This is a genomic window from Streptomyces sp. P17, assembly GCF_032436805.1.
In the GTDB taxonomy this organism is placed as follows: Bacteria; Actinomycetota; Actinomycetes; order Streptomycetales; family Streptomycetaceae; genus Streptomyces.
The window spans coordinates 30,054-42,523 of record NZ_JAVRBF010000047.1 but is presented as its reverse complement, the minus strand read 5'-3'; the positions used below and the strand labels follow the sequence as shown (position 1 = coordinate 42,523).

The following is a 12,470-nucleotide window of genomic DNA, read 5'->3' as shown; positions in this document are numbered from 1 at the left end:
GCCGGGTACTTCGACCGGCTGAGGCACTCCCCGCGCCTGACCGGGCCACTTCGCGTGCCGCGCCAACGGAGAGATCATCGCGAGCCAGGTACCGGAAGGCGAAGCGCATGATCGCTTACACCACCTCGCGGGACGCGACCCAGGAAAGCGGCCAGTTCATCGCTGACCCAAAGGTGGTCAGCATGCTCCAGATGCGGTATGCCAGGATGCGCTCACAGGCTCTCACTCTCACAGACTCCATGGGCCTGTTGCAGCGGATGCGAGGAGACCTATGAGCACGTCCGAACTGACCTGGTTCAAGAGCAGCTACAGCGGCGGTTCCGGCGACGACTGCGTCGAAGTGGCCCTCTCCTGGCACAAGTCGAGCTACAGCAGCAGCGGCTCCGGCGACTGCGTCGAGGTCGCCGTCACCCCCGCCACCGTCCACGTCCGCGACTCCAAGGACCGGCGGGGACCGCAGCTCACCCTCTCCCCCACCGTCTGGGCGGACTTCCTCGCCGGTCAGGCGGAGGGGCACTCCTTCCACGCGATGTGATACGCGGCGCCCGACATCAGGGTGGTGCCGATCTCGGCGAGGTGGACGGTGGCCGAGGCGGCGGCCGGGTTGGTGCCCATGGCCGGCAGCAGCGTGGTCGAGGTGACGCCGTAGGCCATGCCGAGGCTGCCGTCCACGAACTGGGCGCCCAGGCCCGCGAGGGCGAGCAGTATCAGCGTGCGCATGGGTCGTAACCGTCCTGTCCCTGGGTTTCCTACCGGGTGAGTAGGAATGGACGGGACGGGACGCTGGGGGATCAAGCTGAGTGCGAGCTGAGAAAGGGCTCTAGGGGGTGTTTTGAAAGTCCTGTGCGGTGCCCGCGGTGTTCGGTGCGTGCCCTCGGCGTGCCGGACGAAGGCCCTCGTACTGGACGTACTTGGGTCTTTGGCCGGTGCGGCGAGGGTGCGTGCCGGGCGCCGTGGGTGCTGTGCGGGACTTTCAAAACACCCCCTAAGGGTTCTCCCAGGCGGCGGGTTCCGCGGCCAGCAGCTCGACGGACTCGGGCAGCGTGCCGCCCGCGATGTCCGCGATGGTGACGCCCTCCAGGATCCGGCGGACGTTGGCGCGCAGCGCGATCCACAGCGGCAGCAGCGGCTCGGCCGAACCGGCGTAGGACAGACCGGTCGGGCGGACCCCGCGCACGGAGACGATGGGGCCGTCGACGGCCCGGATCACATCGGCGACGGTGATCGCCGACGCGTCCCGGGCCAGCCGGTAGCCGCCGTTGCCGCCGCGCCGGCTGTCGACCAGACCGGCGCGGCGGAGGTCGCCGAGGATGCCCTCCAGGAACTTGTGCGGAATGTCCTGCGCGGTGGCGATGGTCTCCGCCTTCACCGGGCCGTCGTCGTGCCGTACGGCGAGCTCCAGTACCGCTCGTACCGCGTAGTCCGCCCGTGCCGAGATCCTCATACGACCATTGTCACCCCAGCCGGATCACGTTCCAGGACAGTGGCTCCAGTACGGCGGTGAGGGTGCCGTCCTGGAGGGCTGCGCCCTCGACCGGGTGCGGGGTGACGCGCTCGGGCTCGTCGAGGGTGTTGCGGGCGTCCGGGTCGGCGTCGGCGAGCGCGCTGTGCTCGATGATCCGCGTGAGGTCCAGTCCGGTGAGCGCGACTTCGAGCGGCAGCGACTCGGTGCGGCCGCGGTTCACCGCGAACACGGTGACCGTGCCGTCCTCGGCGCGTACGGCGGTGGCGTGCAGCAGATCGGCCTCGCCGTACTTCCTCGTCCCGTACGTCGGCGAGTCCACCCGTACGTCGAGGACCTGGCCGCGGCCGTACCGCGCGGCCTGCGCGAACGGGAAGAACGTCGTCTGCCGCCAGGCCGGGCCGCCGGGCTCGGTCATGATCGGGGCGATGACGTTCACGAGCTGCGCGAGACAGGCGACCGTGACGCGGTCCGCGTGCCGGAGCAGGGCGATCAGGAGCGAGCCGAAGACGACGGCGTCGGTGACGCTGTAGTTGTCCTCCAGCAGCCGGGGGGCCTCCGGCCAGTCGTCCTGCCCGAACGTGGTCGCCTGCTCCTGCCAGCGGGACAGGTACCAGACGTTCCACTCGTCGAAGGAGAGGTTGATCTTCTTCTTGGACTTCAGCCGGGCGCCGATGTGGTCGCAGGTGGCGACCACGTTCTCGATGAAGGACTCCATGTCGACCGCGGAGGCGAGGAAGGAGTCGACGTCACCGTCGACGGGCTCGTAGTAGGCGTGCAGGGAGATGTAGTCGACGAGGTCGTACGTCTCCTTGAGGACCGTCGCCTCCCATGCGGCGAAGGTCTCCATCGACTGGCCGGAGCTGCCGCAGGCGACGAGTTCGACGGCCGGGTCGATCTGGCGCATGGCGCGGGCCGTCTCGGCGGCGATCCGGCCGTACTCCTCGGCCGTCTTGTGGCCGGTCTGCCAGGGGCCGTCCATCTCGTTGCCCAGGCACCACAGGCGGATGCCGAAGGGGTCCTTGTCGCCGTGGCTGCGGCGGAGGTCGGAGAGTGCCGTGCCGGAGGGGTGGTTGGCGTACTCCTGGAGTTCGATGGCCTCGGCGACGCCTCGGGTGCCGAGGTTCACGGCCATCATGGGTTCGGCCTGGGGGCCGATCTTCCTCAGGAAGGCGATGTACTCGGAGAGGCCGAAGCGGTTGGTCTCCGTCGAGTGCCAGGAGAGGTCCAGGCGGCGGGGGCGGTCTTCGACGGGGCCCACGGAGTCTTCCCACTTGAAGCCGGAGACGAAGTTTCCGCCGGGGTAGCGGATGGCGGTGACGCCGAGTTCGCGGACGAGGTCCAGTACGTCTTGGCGGATGCCGGCTTCGTCGGCTGCGGGGTGGTCCGGTTCGTAGATGCCGGTGTATACGCAGCGGCCCAGGTGTTCCACGAAGGAGCCGAAGAGGCGGGGGTTCACTTCGCCGACGGTGAAGGCCGGGTCGAGGGTGAAGCGGGCGGTGTGCATGGTCGCCTTTCGAAGGAGGTGGTTCTGCGTTGTCGGCGGCTGCGGGTGCGTGGGGGCTGGTCGCGCTCACGCGGCGGAGCCGCATATCGACACGGCCCCGCGCCCCTAAAGGACGCTCGGCCAGCCGTTCGCCTTCCAGCTCAGCCTGTTCAGGCCCAGCTTCGGCGTGCCGTTGTCCTGTGCGTCGTAGTAGTGGTAGGCCAGCCAGTCGCTGCCCTTGTCCTGGAAGACCGACTGGCCGCCGGTGCCGATGAAGCGGCCGTGGCCCTCCAGGACCAGGTCGCCGCCGCCCTCCAGCATCGGCTTGCCCGTGCTGTCCACGTAGGGGCCCTTGATGTCCGTCGAGCGGCCCACCTTGATCTTGTAGGTGGAGTTCACGCCCGAGCAGCAGGCGTCGTAGGAGGCGAAGAGGTAGTAGTAGCGGCCGTGTTTGACGATGTACGGGCCCTCGACGGCGTACGGGAGGTCCGGGCGGGTGGCGAGGTGCTGGACCGTGGCGCCCTCGACCGCCTTGCCGGTGGCGGGGTTCAGCTCCACCATGCGGATGCCCGTCCAGTACGAGCCGAAGGACATCCACAGCTTGCCGTCCGCCTTGATCAGGGCGGGGTCGATGGCGTTCCAGTCGTCGGTCTTCTCGGAGCTGAAGACCTTGCCGTGGTCGGTCCAGGTGCCGGGGAGGCCGGAGGGGGAGGTGGCCACCCCGATCGCGGAGTGGTTGGTGCCCCAGGACGAGACGGCGTAGTACAGCCAGTACGTGCCCGCGCGGTAGGAGATGTCCGGGGCCCAGGGGTCACCGGTGTTGTTGTACTCGTACCACCAGCTCGGGGGCTCGGCGAAGGCGTTGCCCGCGTCGTCCCACTGTTTGCCGTCCTTCGAGAGGCGGGCGCCGATCACTCCGCCCGTCGAATAGGCGGCGTACTCACCGGACTTGAGGCGGATGACGGTCGGGTCGTGGATGATCTGCTGGCCGGTGACCGGCCGGGGGTCGGGGTAACTCTCCGCCGCCTGTGCCGCGTTGGGCAGCAGGGCCAGGACGGCCGCCGTCGCGACGGCGGTGAGGGTTCTGCGGATGGTCACTGTCCCGCCAATCCCGTGTGGGCGACGCCCGCCACGATCTGCCGCTGGAAGAAGACGAAGACGACGATGAGGGGCAGGCCCGCCATCAGGCCGCCGGCCATGAGCTGGGCCCACTGGATGCCGTAGGAGTTCATGACGGTCGCGATGCCGTTCGGCATGGTCATCAGGTCGGGGTTGTTGGTCACCATGTACGGCCACAGGAAGTTGTTCCACGAGGCGATGAAGGTGAAGATGCCGACCGCCGCGAGGGAGGGGCGGGCGAGCGGGACGACGATGGTGAAGAAGACCCGCCAGCGGCCCGCGCCGTCGATGAACGCGGCCTCCTCCAGCTCGCGCGGGATGCCCTGGAAGAACTTGTAGAGGATGTAGACCATCGCGGCCGGCGCGCACTGCGGCAGGATCATGCCCCAGTAGGTGTCGACCATCCCCATCTGCTGGACCGTGGTGAACAGGGGAACGCCGAGGACCGCCGGGGAGATCATCAGGCCCGCCATCACCACGCCCAGCAGGACGTTCTTGCCGCGGAACTCGGTGCGGGCGAAGCCGTATCCGGCGAGCGCGCTGACGACCAGGACGATGGTGGTGACACAGACCGAGACGACCAGGGAGTTGACGAACCAGTTGGTGACGTTGCCGGTCTCCCACAGCGACTTCCACGCCTGGCCCGTCCAGACCTCCGGGAGCCAGTGCGGCGGGATCTCGGCCGCCTCGGCCTCGGACTTGAGCGAGGTCAGCAGGGCCGCGGCGATCGGCGCCATGAAGACGGCGGAGACGGCGACGCCGATCAGCGTGAGCACGATCTGGCTGGGCGTCCAGGGCTTGCGGGACTTGACCCGGATCTGAGCGGTGCTCATCGGGTGGCCTCCTCACGGTTGCGCAGCAGCGCCATCCGCGCGAGGGCGACGGCCGCGATGATCACGAAGAAGATGATGGACATCGCGGAGGCGTAGCCCACGCGGTAGCTGGTGAAGCCCTGTTCGAGCGTGTACTGCACGAACGACCTGGTGCTGAGCTCGGGTCCCGGACCGAAGTCCATCATCACCACGGCCTGGTCGAAGAGCTGGAGCGAGGCGAGGATCTGGAGCGCGATCACCAGTCCCGTGATGTTGCGCAGCATCGGCAGGGTGATGTGGACGATGCGGTGCCAGGCGTTCGCGCCGTCCAGCTTGGCGGCCTCGTAGAGGTGCTCGGGGATGCCCTGGAGCGCGGCGAGATAGAGCAGGAAGCTGAAGCCGACCGTCCACCACAGGGTGGTGATGACGATGGCGAGCATGGCGTACGACTTGTCGGTGAGCCAGGGTGTGGTCAGACCGAAGGTCTCGTTGAACAGGCCGATCCCCTGGGTGAACAGCCACTGCCACATGTTGGCCGCGACCGTCGACGGCAGCAGGAACGGCGCGAAGAAGCACAGCCGCCACAGCCATTTGCCGCGCTCGATGTGGTGCGCGAGCATCGCGAGCAGGAAGGCCAGGACCGTGATGCAGGGCACGACGAGCAGCGTGAAGTACGCGCTGCGGCCGAGCGCGTCCCACATCGCCGTGTCGTTCAGCGCGTCACGGTAGTTGTCGAGGCCGACAAAGCTCGCGCCCTCGCCGGAGATGTTGGCGTCCGTGAAGCTGAGGTAGAGGCCGCGCAGCAGCGGCCAGATCACGAACAGCGCGAACAGGGCCAGGAACGGGGCGATGAACCAACCCCCGTGCTGGAAGCCCTGCTTGCGGCGGACGGTCGCGCCGGCCGCGGCCGTCTTCGCCCGCGCCGGTGAGATGACGGTCTCAGCACTGGTCGTCGTCATGCGACCGCACCTCCTTGCGCGGCGGTCCTGCCGTCCATCGGGTTCTTCGAGGCGAGGAGCTTGATGAGGCGGCTCCTCATCGTTTCGGCGACGGCGGCCGGCTTGGCGGAGCCCATCGTCGAGGAGACGACGACCGGGCCGAGGTCCTGGGCGAGGACGCCGGTGGAGCCCGCGAACCACACCTTCGGCTCGGTGGCCTGGTGGTCCATGGCGCTCACGTACTCGTTCTGCGGGGTGAGCTTTCGGTACGCGTCCGTGGCGAGCGTCGGGGTGTACGCGGGGATGTGGCCGCCGGCCGCCCACTGCTGGGCGTGCTGGACGACGTACGCGGCCAGCTTGTGCGCGGCCTCGTTGGTGGCGCCGCCGCGGCCCGCCTGGTGCGGCAGGACGAAGGCGTGCGACTCGGCGTGGGTGGCCTGCTTGCCGAAGACGGCGGGCAGCGGGGTGGCGCCGTAGTCCAGCTTCGCGCCGGAGAAGACCGGCACCGACCAGTTGCCCTCCCAGGTGAAGGGGGCGCCGTTGATGAACTGCTCGCCGGTGGGGGCACCGGGGATGACATAGCCGTCGGTGACGTGCTGCCGGAGGAACTCCAGGACCTGGGTGGCCTTGTCGGAGTCGAAGAGGACCTCGGTGTTGTCGTCGTTGAACCACTGGCCGCCGAGCTGGGTGTAGAAGGCGACGAAGAACCACCACTGGAAGTTCTGGTCGTTGGTCCACAGGCCGATGGTCTGCAGGCCCTTCTTCTGGACCGCCTTGGCCCTCTTCAGGACGTCGAACCACTCGTCGGTGGAGGTGACCGGGATCATCCGGCCGTCGTCGCCGAGCAGATCCGCCTGCTTCAGCACGTCCTTGCGGTAGAAGCAGAGCTGGACGTGGATGTCGAGCGGCAGGGCGTAGAGCTTGCCGTCGATGACACCGCGGTTCCACAGCGCGGGGTTGAAGTCCTCCTTGCGCACCCCGTAGCCGGCGAGGAGGGCCTCGTCCCACGGGTCGAGGAGCCGGCCCGGTGAGAAGCCCGCGACCCGGCCCATGTGCATGACGCCGAGCTCGGGGGCCCGGTTGCCGGCTGCCGCCATGGCGAGTTTGGTGTAGAAGGGGTTGCCCCACTGGAGCGTGGAGTCCTTGACCGCGATGCCGGGGTTCTCCTTACGGAAGGCATCCAGCATCGCGATCATGTTGGAGCCGTCGCCGCCACTGAAGAGGTTCCAGTAGCGCACCCGGGTGTCGGCGCCGGAGGCGAGTGCGTCGGCCCCGGTCCCGAGGGCCGCGAAGCCGAAGCTTCCGGCGACGGCCAAACCGCCGGCGGCGGCGAGCAGTTGCCTGCGATTCAGGTCAGGTCGTCCCATTGCCTGCCCTTACAGTCGGAGAAGAGGTTCAGGTGGTTCGGTATTTCGAAAGGTGCCCGTAACTTCGAACGGGACCGTAGATAGGAAGCGGTTTCCAGTCAATGGCTGGGACAAGATTTCCAGAACCGCGAGCGGTCGTTCTCACTTGGACAAACGGTCATCGGAACGCATGACGTGGCCAGTTCCGGCCGCGTACGCTCGGACGGACTGCCGGGTGACGGCAAGAAGGGGGATCGATGGACATCGCGCGCAAGAGGGCGGGGCGGGTCGCCGCGGCGCTGCGGCGCGCGAGAACCGGCTCCGCGATGCGTCGGCTGACGGGCGAACTGAACGCCGCGCTGCGGTCCAGACCCACTCCCCCCGCCGGGGTGCACGAGGTCTGCCGGGCGCTGTGCGAGGAGGTGACGGCCCGCCGCGGCGGACGGCCCGTCGAACTGCGCTTCGAGCGGTTCCCCGACGAGATCGAAGTCACCGGCCTGTGGGTGGAGTTCCAGGACTTCGACCTGGTCATCGTCGAGGAACGGGCCGAGGCCATGCAGCAACTGGTCATCCTGGGCCATGAGTTGTGGCATCTGCATGCCGGGCACCGGCACGACCACGGCATGGGTACGGCCGCCGCACACGCCTTCGCCGGGCGGCCCGGCTGGGACGACATCGCCCTCACGGTGGCCGCGCGCGACGGCTCCCGGGCGACGGACGAGGCGGAGGCGGACGACTTCGGGCACCGGTTGGCGGCGGCGTTCCACCCGTACCTCTCGGGCCGGGGCGGTCGTATGTCCCTCAACCCGCTGGAGCGGTCCATGGGTTATCGCGGACGCAGGGGTGCGGAGCGGTGACCCACACCGGTTCGCTCGCGACGGGCAACCTCTTCAGCGGGCTGTACATCTCCTTCTGGCTGCCCACCGTGGTCCTGTCCGCGGCCCTGGCCATCAAACTGCCCAGCATCGTCAAGCTGTGGCGGGACCCGATGCTGCGCGCCGTCGGCGGCCTGCTGCTGTTCGCCTGCGCGGTGTTCGTCTTCGCGGCCCCGAGCACGATCGCCTGGACCAACCGGGTCACCGGAGTGCCCAACATCGCGGCGCCCTGGGTGTACTCCCTGCTCACCGCGCTGTCGGCGTCCTGGCTGCTGCTGGTCGTCCACTGGCGCAACGGCCGCAGCGACCGCCGCGCGCAGACCCGGCGCGCGACCCGGTGGGTGGTCTCCGTCTACGCGGGCGTCGTCGTCGCGCTGTGGGTGCTGTTCGCGCTCGCCGACGTGCCCGTGGAGCGGACCCGGGACCTGGACACGTACTACGCCACCACCCCGTTCATGCGCGAGGAGATCCTCCTCTACCTGGTCGCGCACACCGTGGCCTGCTCGGTCACGGCCCGCCTCGTCTGGAACTGGATCCGCACCGACGGACTCGACGCCTGGCTGCGCTGGGGCCTGAGGTTCCTGGGGATCGGCTACGCGACGAACCTGCTCTTCAGCGCCGCCAAGCTCACGGCCGTGGTGGCCCGCTGGACCGGCCACGACCTGGACTGGCTGAACACCAACATCGCGCCCTCGGCGGCCTGCATCGCCGCCACTCTGGTCGCGACCGGCTTCATCGTCCCGCACGCCGGCCAGTACCTCCACGAGCGCTGGCTGGTCCGCCGCCGGCACCGCAACCTCAAGCCTCTCGCCCGGCTGATGCGGACCGTCGCGGGCAGCCGCGAGCCACTCGCCCTGCGCTCCACCCCCGAGATGCGACTGATCCGCCGGGAGACGTTCATCCGCGACGCCCTCCTGCAACTGTCCCGGTTCCTCGACGAGGACCTGCGCGTCCGGTCCCACGACGCGGCCCTCGCCCTCGGTTTCGGGCACGGCCGGGCACAGGCCCTCGCCGCCGCCGTGACCATCCTGGACGCCGTCGAGACCAAGCGCCGCCGCCCGGAGAGCGACGGCCCCGGCGACCCCGACACCACCTACCTGCTGCAGGAGATCCAGGCCGTGGCCCAGGCCCTGCGCAGACCCGACGAAATCAAGGCGGTCCGCGCCCGCGCGGCCGTCCCGGCAGAGAGCATGTCCGCGCATGAGTGAACGCCCCTCCACCGCAAGAGTCGCCGTAGTCCTGGGGGGATCCCACACGGGCATGCTCGCGGCGCGGGCGCTGACCGGCCTCGCCGACCGGGTCCTCGTCGTCGAACGCGATGAGCTGCCCTCGGGAGCCGAGCCGCGCAAAGGGCTGCCGCAGGCCCGGCACGCCCACATGCTGTGGTCCGGTGGTGTGCGGGCTCTGGAGCGGCTGCTGCCGGGCGTCACCGGTCTGCTCCGGGACGCCGGGGCACGGCGCTCGCCGGTCACCACGGACGTCGTCGGACTGTCGTCGCAGGGCTGGTTCCGGCGCTGGCCCGAGTCCCACCATGTGATCCTGGCCGGGCGGGACCTGCTCGACGCGACGATCCGTGCGCAGGTCCTCGCGGACGGGCGGGTCCAGCTGCTCCAGGGCACCGAGGTCCTGGGCCTCGCGGGCAGTCCGGAGGCCGTCACCGGGGTCCGGGTACGCGAGGGCGACGGCCGCGAACGGACCATCGACGCGGGCCTGGTCGTCGACGCCACCGGCCGGGGTTCCGGAGCGTCCCGGTGGCTGACGGAACTGGGGCTGCCCGCGCCCGAGCGGCGCGAGGTCGACTCCGGTCTGGCGTACGCGAGCCGGCTCTACCTCGCCCCCGAAGCGGCCCGGGACGGCTTCCCGGTCGTCAACGTGCAGCCCGACCCGCACACCGGCGGACCGGGCCGGGCGGGCTTCCTGCTGCCCATCGAGGACGGCCGCTGGATCGTCACCGTGAACGGCACCCGGGGCGGCGAGCCCTCCCCGTCGAACGACGACTTCGTCCGCTTCGCCCGCGAGGAACTGCGCCATCCGCTCATCGGCGACCTGCTGCGGGAGGCCGAGCCGCTGTCCGACGTGGCGTTCACCCGCGCCACCGTCAACCGCCGCTACTTCTACGAGCGGATGCCCACCTGGCCCGCGAACTTCACCGTGCTCGGCGACGCGGTGGCCGCGTACAACCCGATCTACGGCCATGGCCTGTCCGTGGCCGCCCAGAGCGCACTGCTCCTACGGCAACTGACGAAGCGTCACGGCTGGGGCGCGCCCGGGCTGTCCCGTCGTGTCCAGAAGGCGGTCGCCCGGCCGGTCGGCGCGGCCTGGGACCTGGCCATCAGCCAGGACGTGTTCTACCCGGGCGCGACGGAGAACGGTCCCACGCTGCGGGACCGTCTGGTCGCCGCCTACGTGGACCGGCTGATGTACACCGCCACGGGCAACGGGCGGATCGCCCGCCGCATGACGGACGTGACATCACTGGAGCGGCGGGCGGAGGTGCTGTTGACTCCGCCGGTGCTGTTGGCGGCGGTCGTGGGGCCGTTGAAGCCGGGTTTGACCGAGCCCCCTTTGACTGCTGACGAGTTGAAGCGGGCGGGGCTGCAGTAGCCGTTCGGCTGCGGGTTCAGGGGGCTGGTCGCCGGCACGCGGCGGAGCCGCACATGACACCCCCGCGCCCCTGGGCCGGTCCGCTCACCCGGCGAACGGCTGCTGGGGCAGTCCCTTGCCCGCCCCCGGCACCACCAGCAGCGAGCCCGCCACCGGATGCGGGGCCTCAAGGCCCACCCGGGCCGTGGTGATGTAGAGGTCGGTGAGGTCCGCGCCGCCGAAGGCGCAGGCCGTGATCCGGGGGGTGGGGAGGGTGATCTCCCGGTCCAGCCTGCCGTCGGGCGTGTACCGCCGTACCGCCCCGCCGTCCCACAGCGCCACCCACACGCAGCCGTCGGCGTCGACGGTGAGGCCGTCCGGGAAGCCGGCGCCGTCCTCGATCTCGGTCAGCGGACGGCGGTGGGTGACGGCCCCGTCCGCATGGTCGAAGACGTCGACACGACGGGTGGGCGAGTCGATGTAGTACATGCGACGGCCGTCGGGGCTCCAGCCGGTGCCGTTGCTGACGGCGACGTCGTCGAGGACGGCGGTGACGGAGCCGTCGGAGCCGATCCGGGACAGGGTGCCGCCGCCCGGGGCCTCGTCGTAGCGCATCGTGCCGGCCCACAGGGAGCCGTCGGGGGCGACGGCGGCGTCGTTGGCTCGGCGGCCCGGCACGGGCTCGTGGTGGAGCCAGCGGAAGGAGCCGTCGGGGTCGAGGACCGCGACGCCGTCGCGGAGGTTGAGGACGAGGCCGCCGTTCGCGCGGGGCTTGACGGCGCCGACGTGCTGGTCGGTGGTCCGGCCGGTGCGACGGCCGGAGGAGGGATCGTAGGTGTGGACACGGGAGCCGAGGATGTCGATCCAGATCAGCCGGCCGGTGACGGGGTCCCAGGTGGGCCCTTCACCGAGAGTCGCTTCCGCGCGAACGGCCACTTCGTACGTCATGCCGGGCTCCGGTGGCCGAGGCGCTCGGAGAGCTCGGCGGCGCCCTTGGCGGCGAGCTGCTCCAGCTCCGCCTTGCGCTCCTCGCTCCAGCGGATCATCGGCACGGAGATGGACAGCGCGGCGACGACCCGGCCGGTGCGGTCCCGTACCGGGGCGGCGACGCAGGAGACGTCCGGGTTGGACTCGCGGCTCTCCACGGCGATCCCGCGCGTGCGGATCCCGGCAAGGGCCTCGCGCAGAACGGCCGGGTCGGTGATGCTGTTGGGGGTCATCGCGACCAGCTCGGCGTTGTCCGGGATACGCGAGGTGAGTTCCGGCTCCGGCAGGGACGCCAGCAGCATCTTGCCGACGGAGGTGCAGTGGGCGGGCAGGCGACGGCCGGCCGCCGACACCATGCGCACGGCGTGCGTGGAGTCGACCTTGGCGATGTAGATGACGTCGGTGCCCTCGAGGATCGCCACGTGTACGGTCTCGTCGCAGGTCTCGGCGACCGACCGGGCCACCTGCTGGCCCTCGGCGGCGAGGTCGAGCTGCTCGGCGTACCGGCTGCCGAGCTGGTACGGCCGTACGCCCAGCCGGTAGCGGCCCGGCTGCCCCGGCACCGGGACGATGTAGGACCGCGCGGCGAGCGTGGTGACGAGTTCGTGCACGGTGGTGCGCGGGAGCTGGAGCTTGCGCACGATGTCGGGGGCGGAGAGTGTGCCGTCCCCGTCGAGGAAGAGCTCAAGGATGTCGAGAGCCCGGGTCACGGCAGGTACGAGGCGTCCCACGTCCGGCCCCCTCCCTTTGATGTCTGTAGGGCTGTGTTCGAAATTTCAACAGCCGATCGGAATGACGAACATAGGCTACTCATGGTGGGTTTGCCTGGGCAATGGGCCTGCGGCGACCCGGTGTCCGGGTG

General features: G+C 70.0%; 13 protein-coding genes and 1 pseudogene. 5 read left to right on the top strand and 9 right to left on the bottom strand.

The features are described 5' to 3' along the window. Positions 1–140: 140 nt before the first annotated feature. Both RMT89_RS27710 and RMT89_RS27705 read left to right on the top strand, forming a co-directional pair. Positions 141–275: pseudogene (locus RMT89_RS27710) on the top strand (transcriptional regulator); the annotation flags it as partial. Then, the gene (locus tag RMT89_RS27705; protein ID WP_315886509.1) at positions 272–535 is read left to right on the top strand and encodes a DUF397 domain-containing protein; all 264 of its coding nucleotides are present in this window, start codon (positions 272–274) and stop codon (positions 533–535) included. The pseudogene RMT89_RS27710 and the gene RMT89_RS27705, both read left to right, overlap by 4 nt. Here the strand turns inward: RMT89_RS27705 and RMT89_RS27700 are convergent. The 7 genes from RMT89_RS27700 to RMT89_RS27670 form a co-directional block, all read right to left on the bottom strand. Further along, positions 502–720 carry a TSUP family transporter gene (locus RMT89_RS27700; RefSeq protein WP_315886508.1) on the bottom strand — a complete coding sequence of 73 codons (219 nt, stop codon included), beginning with the start codon at positions 718–720 and terminating at the stop codon, positions 502–504. The genes RMT89_RS27705 and RMT89_RS27700 overlap by 34 nt on opposite strands. A 265-nt stretch (positions 721–985) precedes the next feature. Further along, positions 986–1,444 (bottom strand): Rrf2 family transcriptional regulator, encoded by a 459-nt coding sequence (locus RMT89_RS27695; protein WP_315886507.1) that lies wholly within the window; start codon positions 1,442–1,444, stop codon positions 986–988. Between the two features lie 10 nt (positions 1,445–1,454). After that, positions 1,455–2,969 carry an alpha-N-arabinofuranosidase gene (locus tag RMT89_RS27690; RefSeq protein WP_315886506.1) on the bottom strand — a complete coding sequence of 505 codons (1,515 nt, stop codon included), beginning with the start codon at positions 2,967–2,969 and terminating at the stop codon, positions 1,455–1,457. Between the two features lie 105 nt (positions 2,970–3,074). Next, on the bottom strand, positions 3,075–4,046 hold the full coding sequence (locus RMT89_RS27685; protein WP_315886505.1) for an arabinan endo-1,5-alpha-L-arabinosidase: 972 nt from the start codon (positions 4,044–4,046) through the stop codon (positions 3,075–3,077). After that, positions 4,043–4,900 (bottom strand): carbohydrate ABC transporter permease, encoded by an 858-nt coding sequence (locus tag RMT89_RS27680; protein ID WP_315886504.1) that lies wholly within the window; start codon positions 4,898–4,900, stop codon positions 4,043–4,045. Before RMT89_RS27680 ends, RMT89_RS27685 begins: the two co-directional genes overlap by 4 nt. Beyond that, positions 4,897–5,838: a sugar ABC transporter permease gene (locus RMT89_RS27675; RefSeq protein ID WP_315886503.1), complete on the bottom strand. Its 942-nt coding sequence runs from the start codon at positions 5,836–5,838 to the stop codon at positions 4,897–4,899. The genes RMT89_RS27680 and RMT89_RS27675 overlap by 4 nt, the downstream gene beginning before the upstream one ends. Then, positions 5,835–7,184: an extracellular solute-binding protein gene (locus RMT89_RS27670; RefSeq protein WP_315886502.1), complete on the bottom strand. Its 1,350-nt coding sequence runs from the start codon at positions 7,182–7,184 to the stop codon at positions 5,835–5,837. The genes RMT89_RS27675 and RMT89_RS27670 overlap by 4 nt, the downstream gene beginning before the upstream one ends. 236 nt (positions 7,185–7,420) lie before the next feature. Between RMT89_RS27670 and RMT89_RS27665 the strand changes: the two genes are divergently transcribed. Genes RMT89_RS27665 through RMT89_RS27655 form a run of 3 tightly spaced genes read left to right on the top strand, consistent with a single transcriptional unit; the run spans position 7,421 to position 10,642 of the window. Next, complete coding sequence (locus tag RMT89_RS27665) at positions 7,421–8,020, top strand: toxin-antitoxin system, toxin component family protein (protein WP_315886501.1); 600 nt, start codon at positions 7,421–7,423, stop codon at positions 8,018–8,020. Beyond that, entirely contained in the window at positions 8,017–9,246 is a 1,230-nt protein-coding gene (locus RMT89_RS27660; RefSeq protein WP_315886500.1) for an MAB_1171c family putative transporter, read from the top strand. Before RMT89_RS27665 ends, RMT89_RS27660 begins: the two co-directional genes overlap by 4 nt. After that, on the top strand, positions 9,239–10,642 hold the full coding sequence (locus RMT89_RS27655) for an FAD-dependent oxidoreductase (protein WP_315886499.1): 1,404 nt from the start codon (positions 9,239–9,241) through the stop codon (positions 10,640–10,642). The genes RMT89_RS27660 and RMT89_RS27655 overlap by 8 nt, the downstream gene beginning before the upstream one ends. An 84-nt stretch (positions 10,643–10,726) precedes the next feature. Here RMT89_RS27655 and RMT89_RS27650 read toward each other — a convergent pair whose 3' ends face one another. Both RMT89_RS27650 and RMT89_RS27645 read right to left on the bottom strand, forming a co-directional pair. Continuing rightward, a complete protein-coding gene (locus tag RMT89_RS27650; RefSeq protein WP_315886498.1) occupies positions 10,727–11,569 on the bottom strand; it encodes an SMP-30/gluconolactonase/LRE family protein in 843 nt (280 codons plus the stop codon). Then, a complete protein-coding gene (locus RMT89_RS27645; RefSeq protein ID WP_315886497.1) occupies positions 11,566–12,339 on the bottom strand; it encodes an IclR family transcriptional regulator in 774 nt (257 codons plus the stop codon). Before RMT89_RS27645 ends, RMT89_RS27650 begins: the two co-directional genes overlap by 4 nt. Between the last annotated feature and the right edge of the window lie 131 nt (positions 12,340–12,470).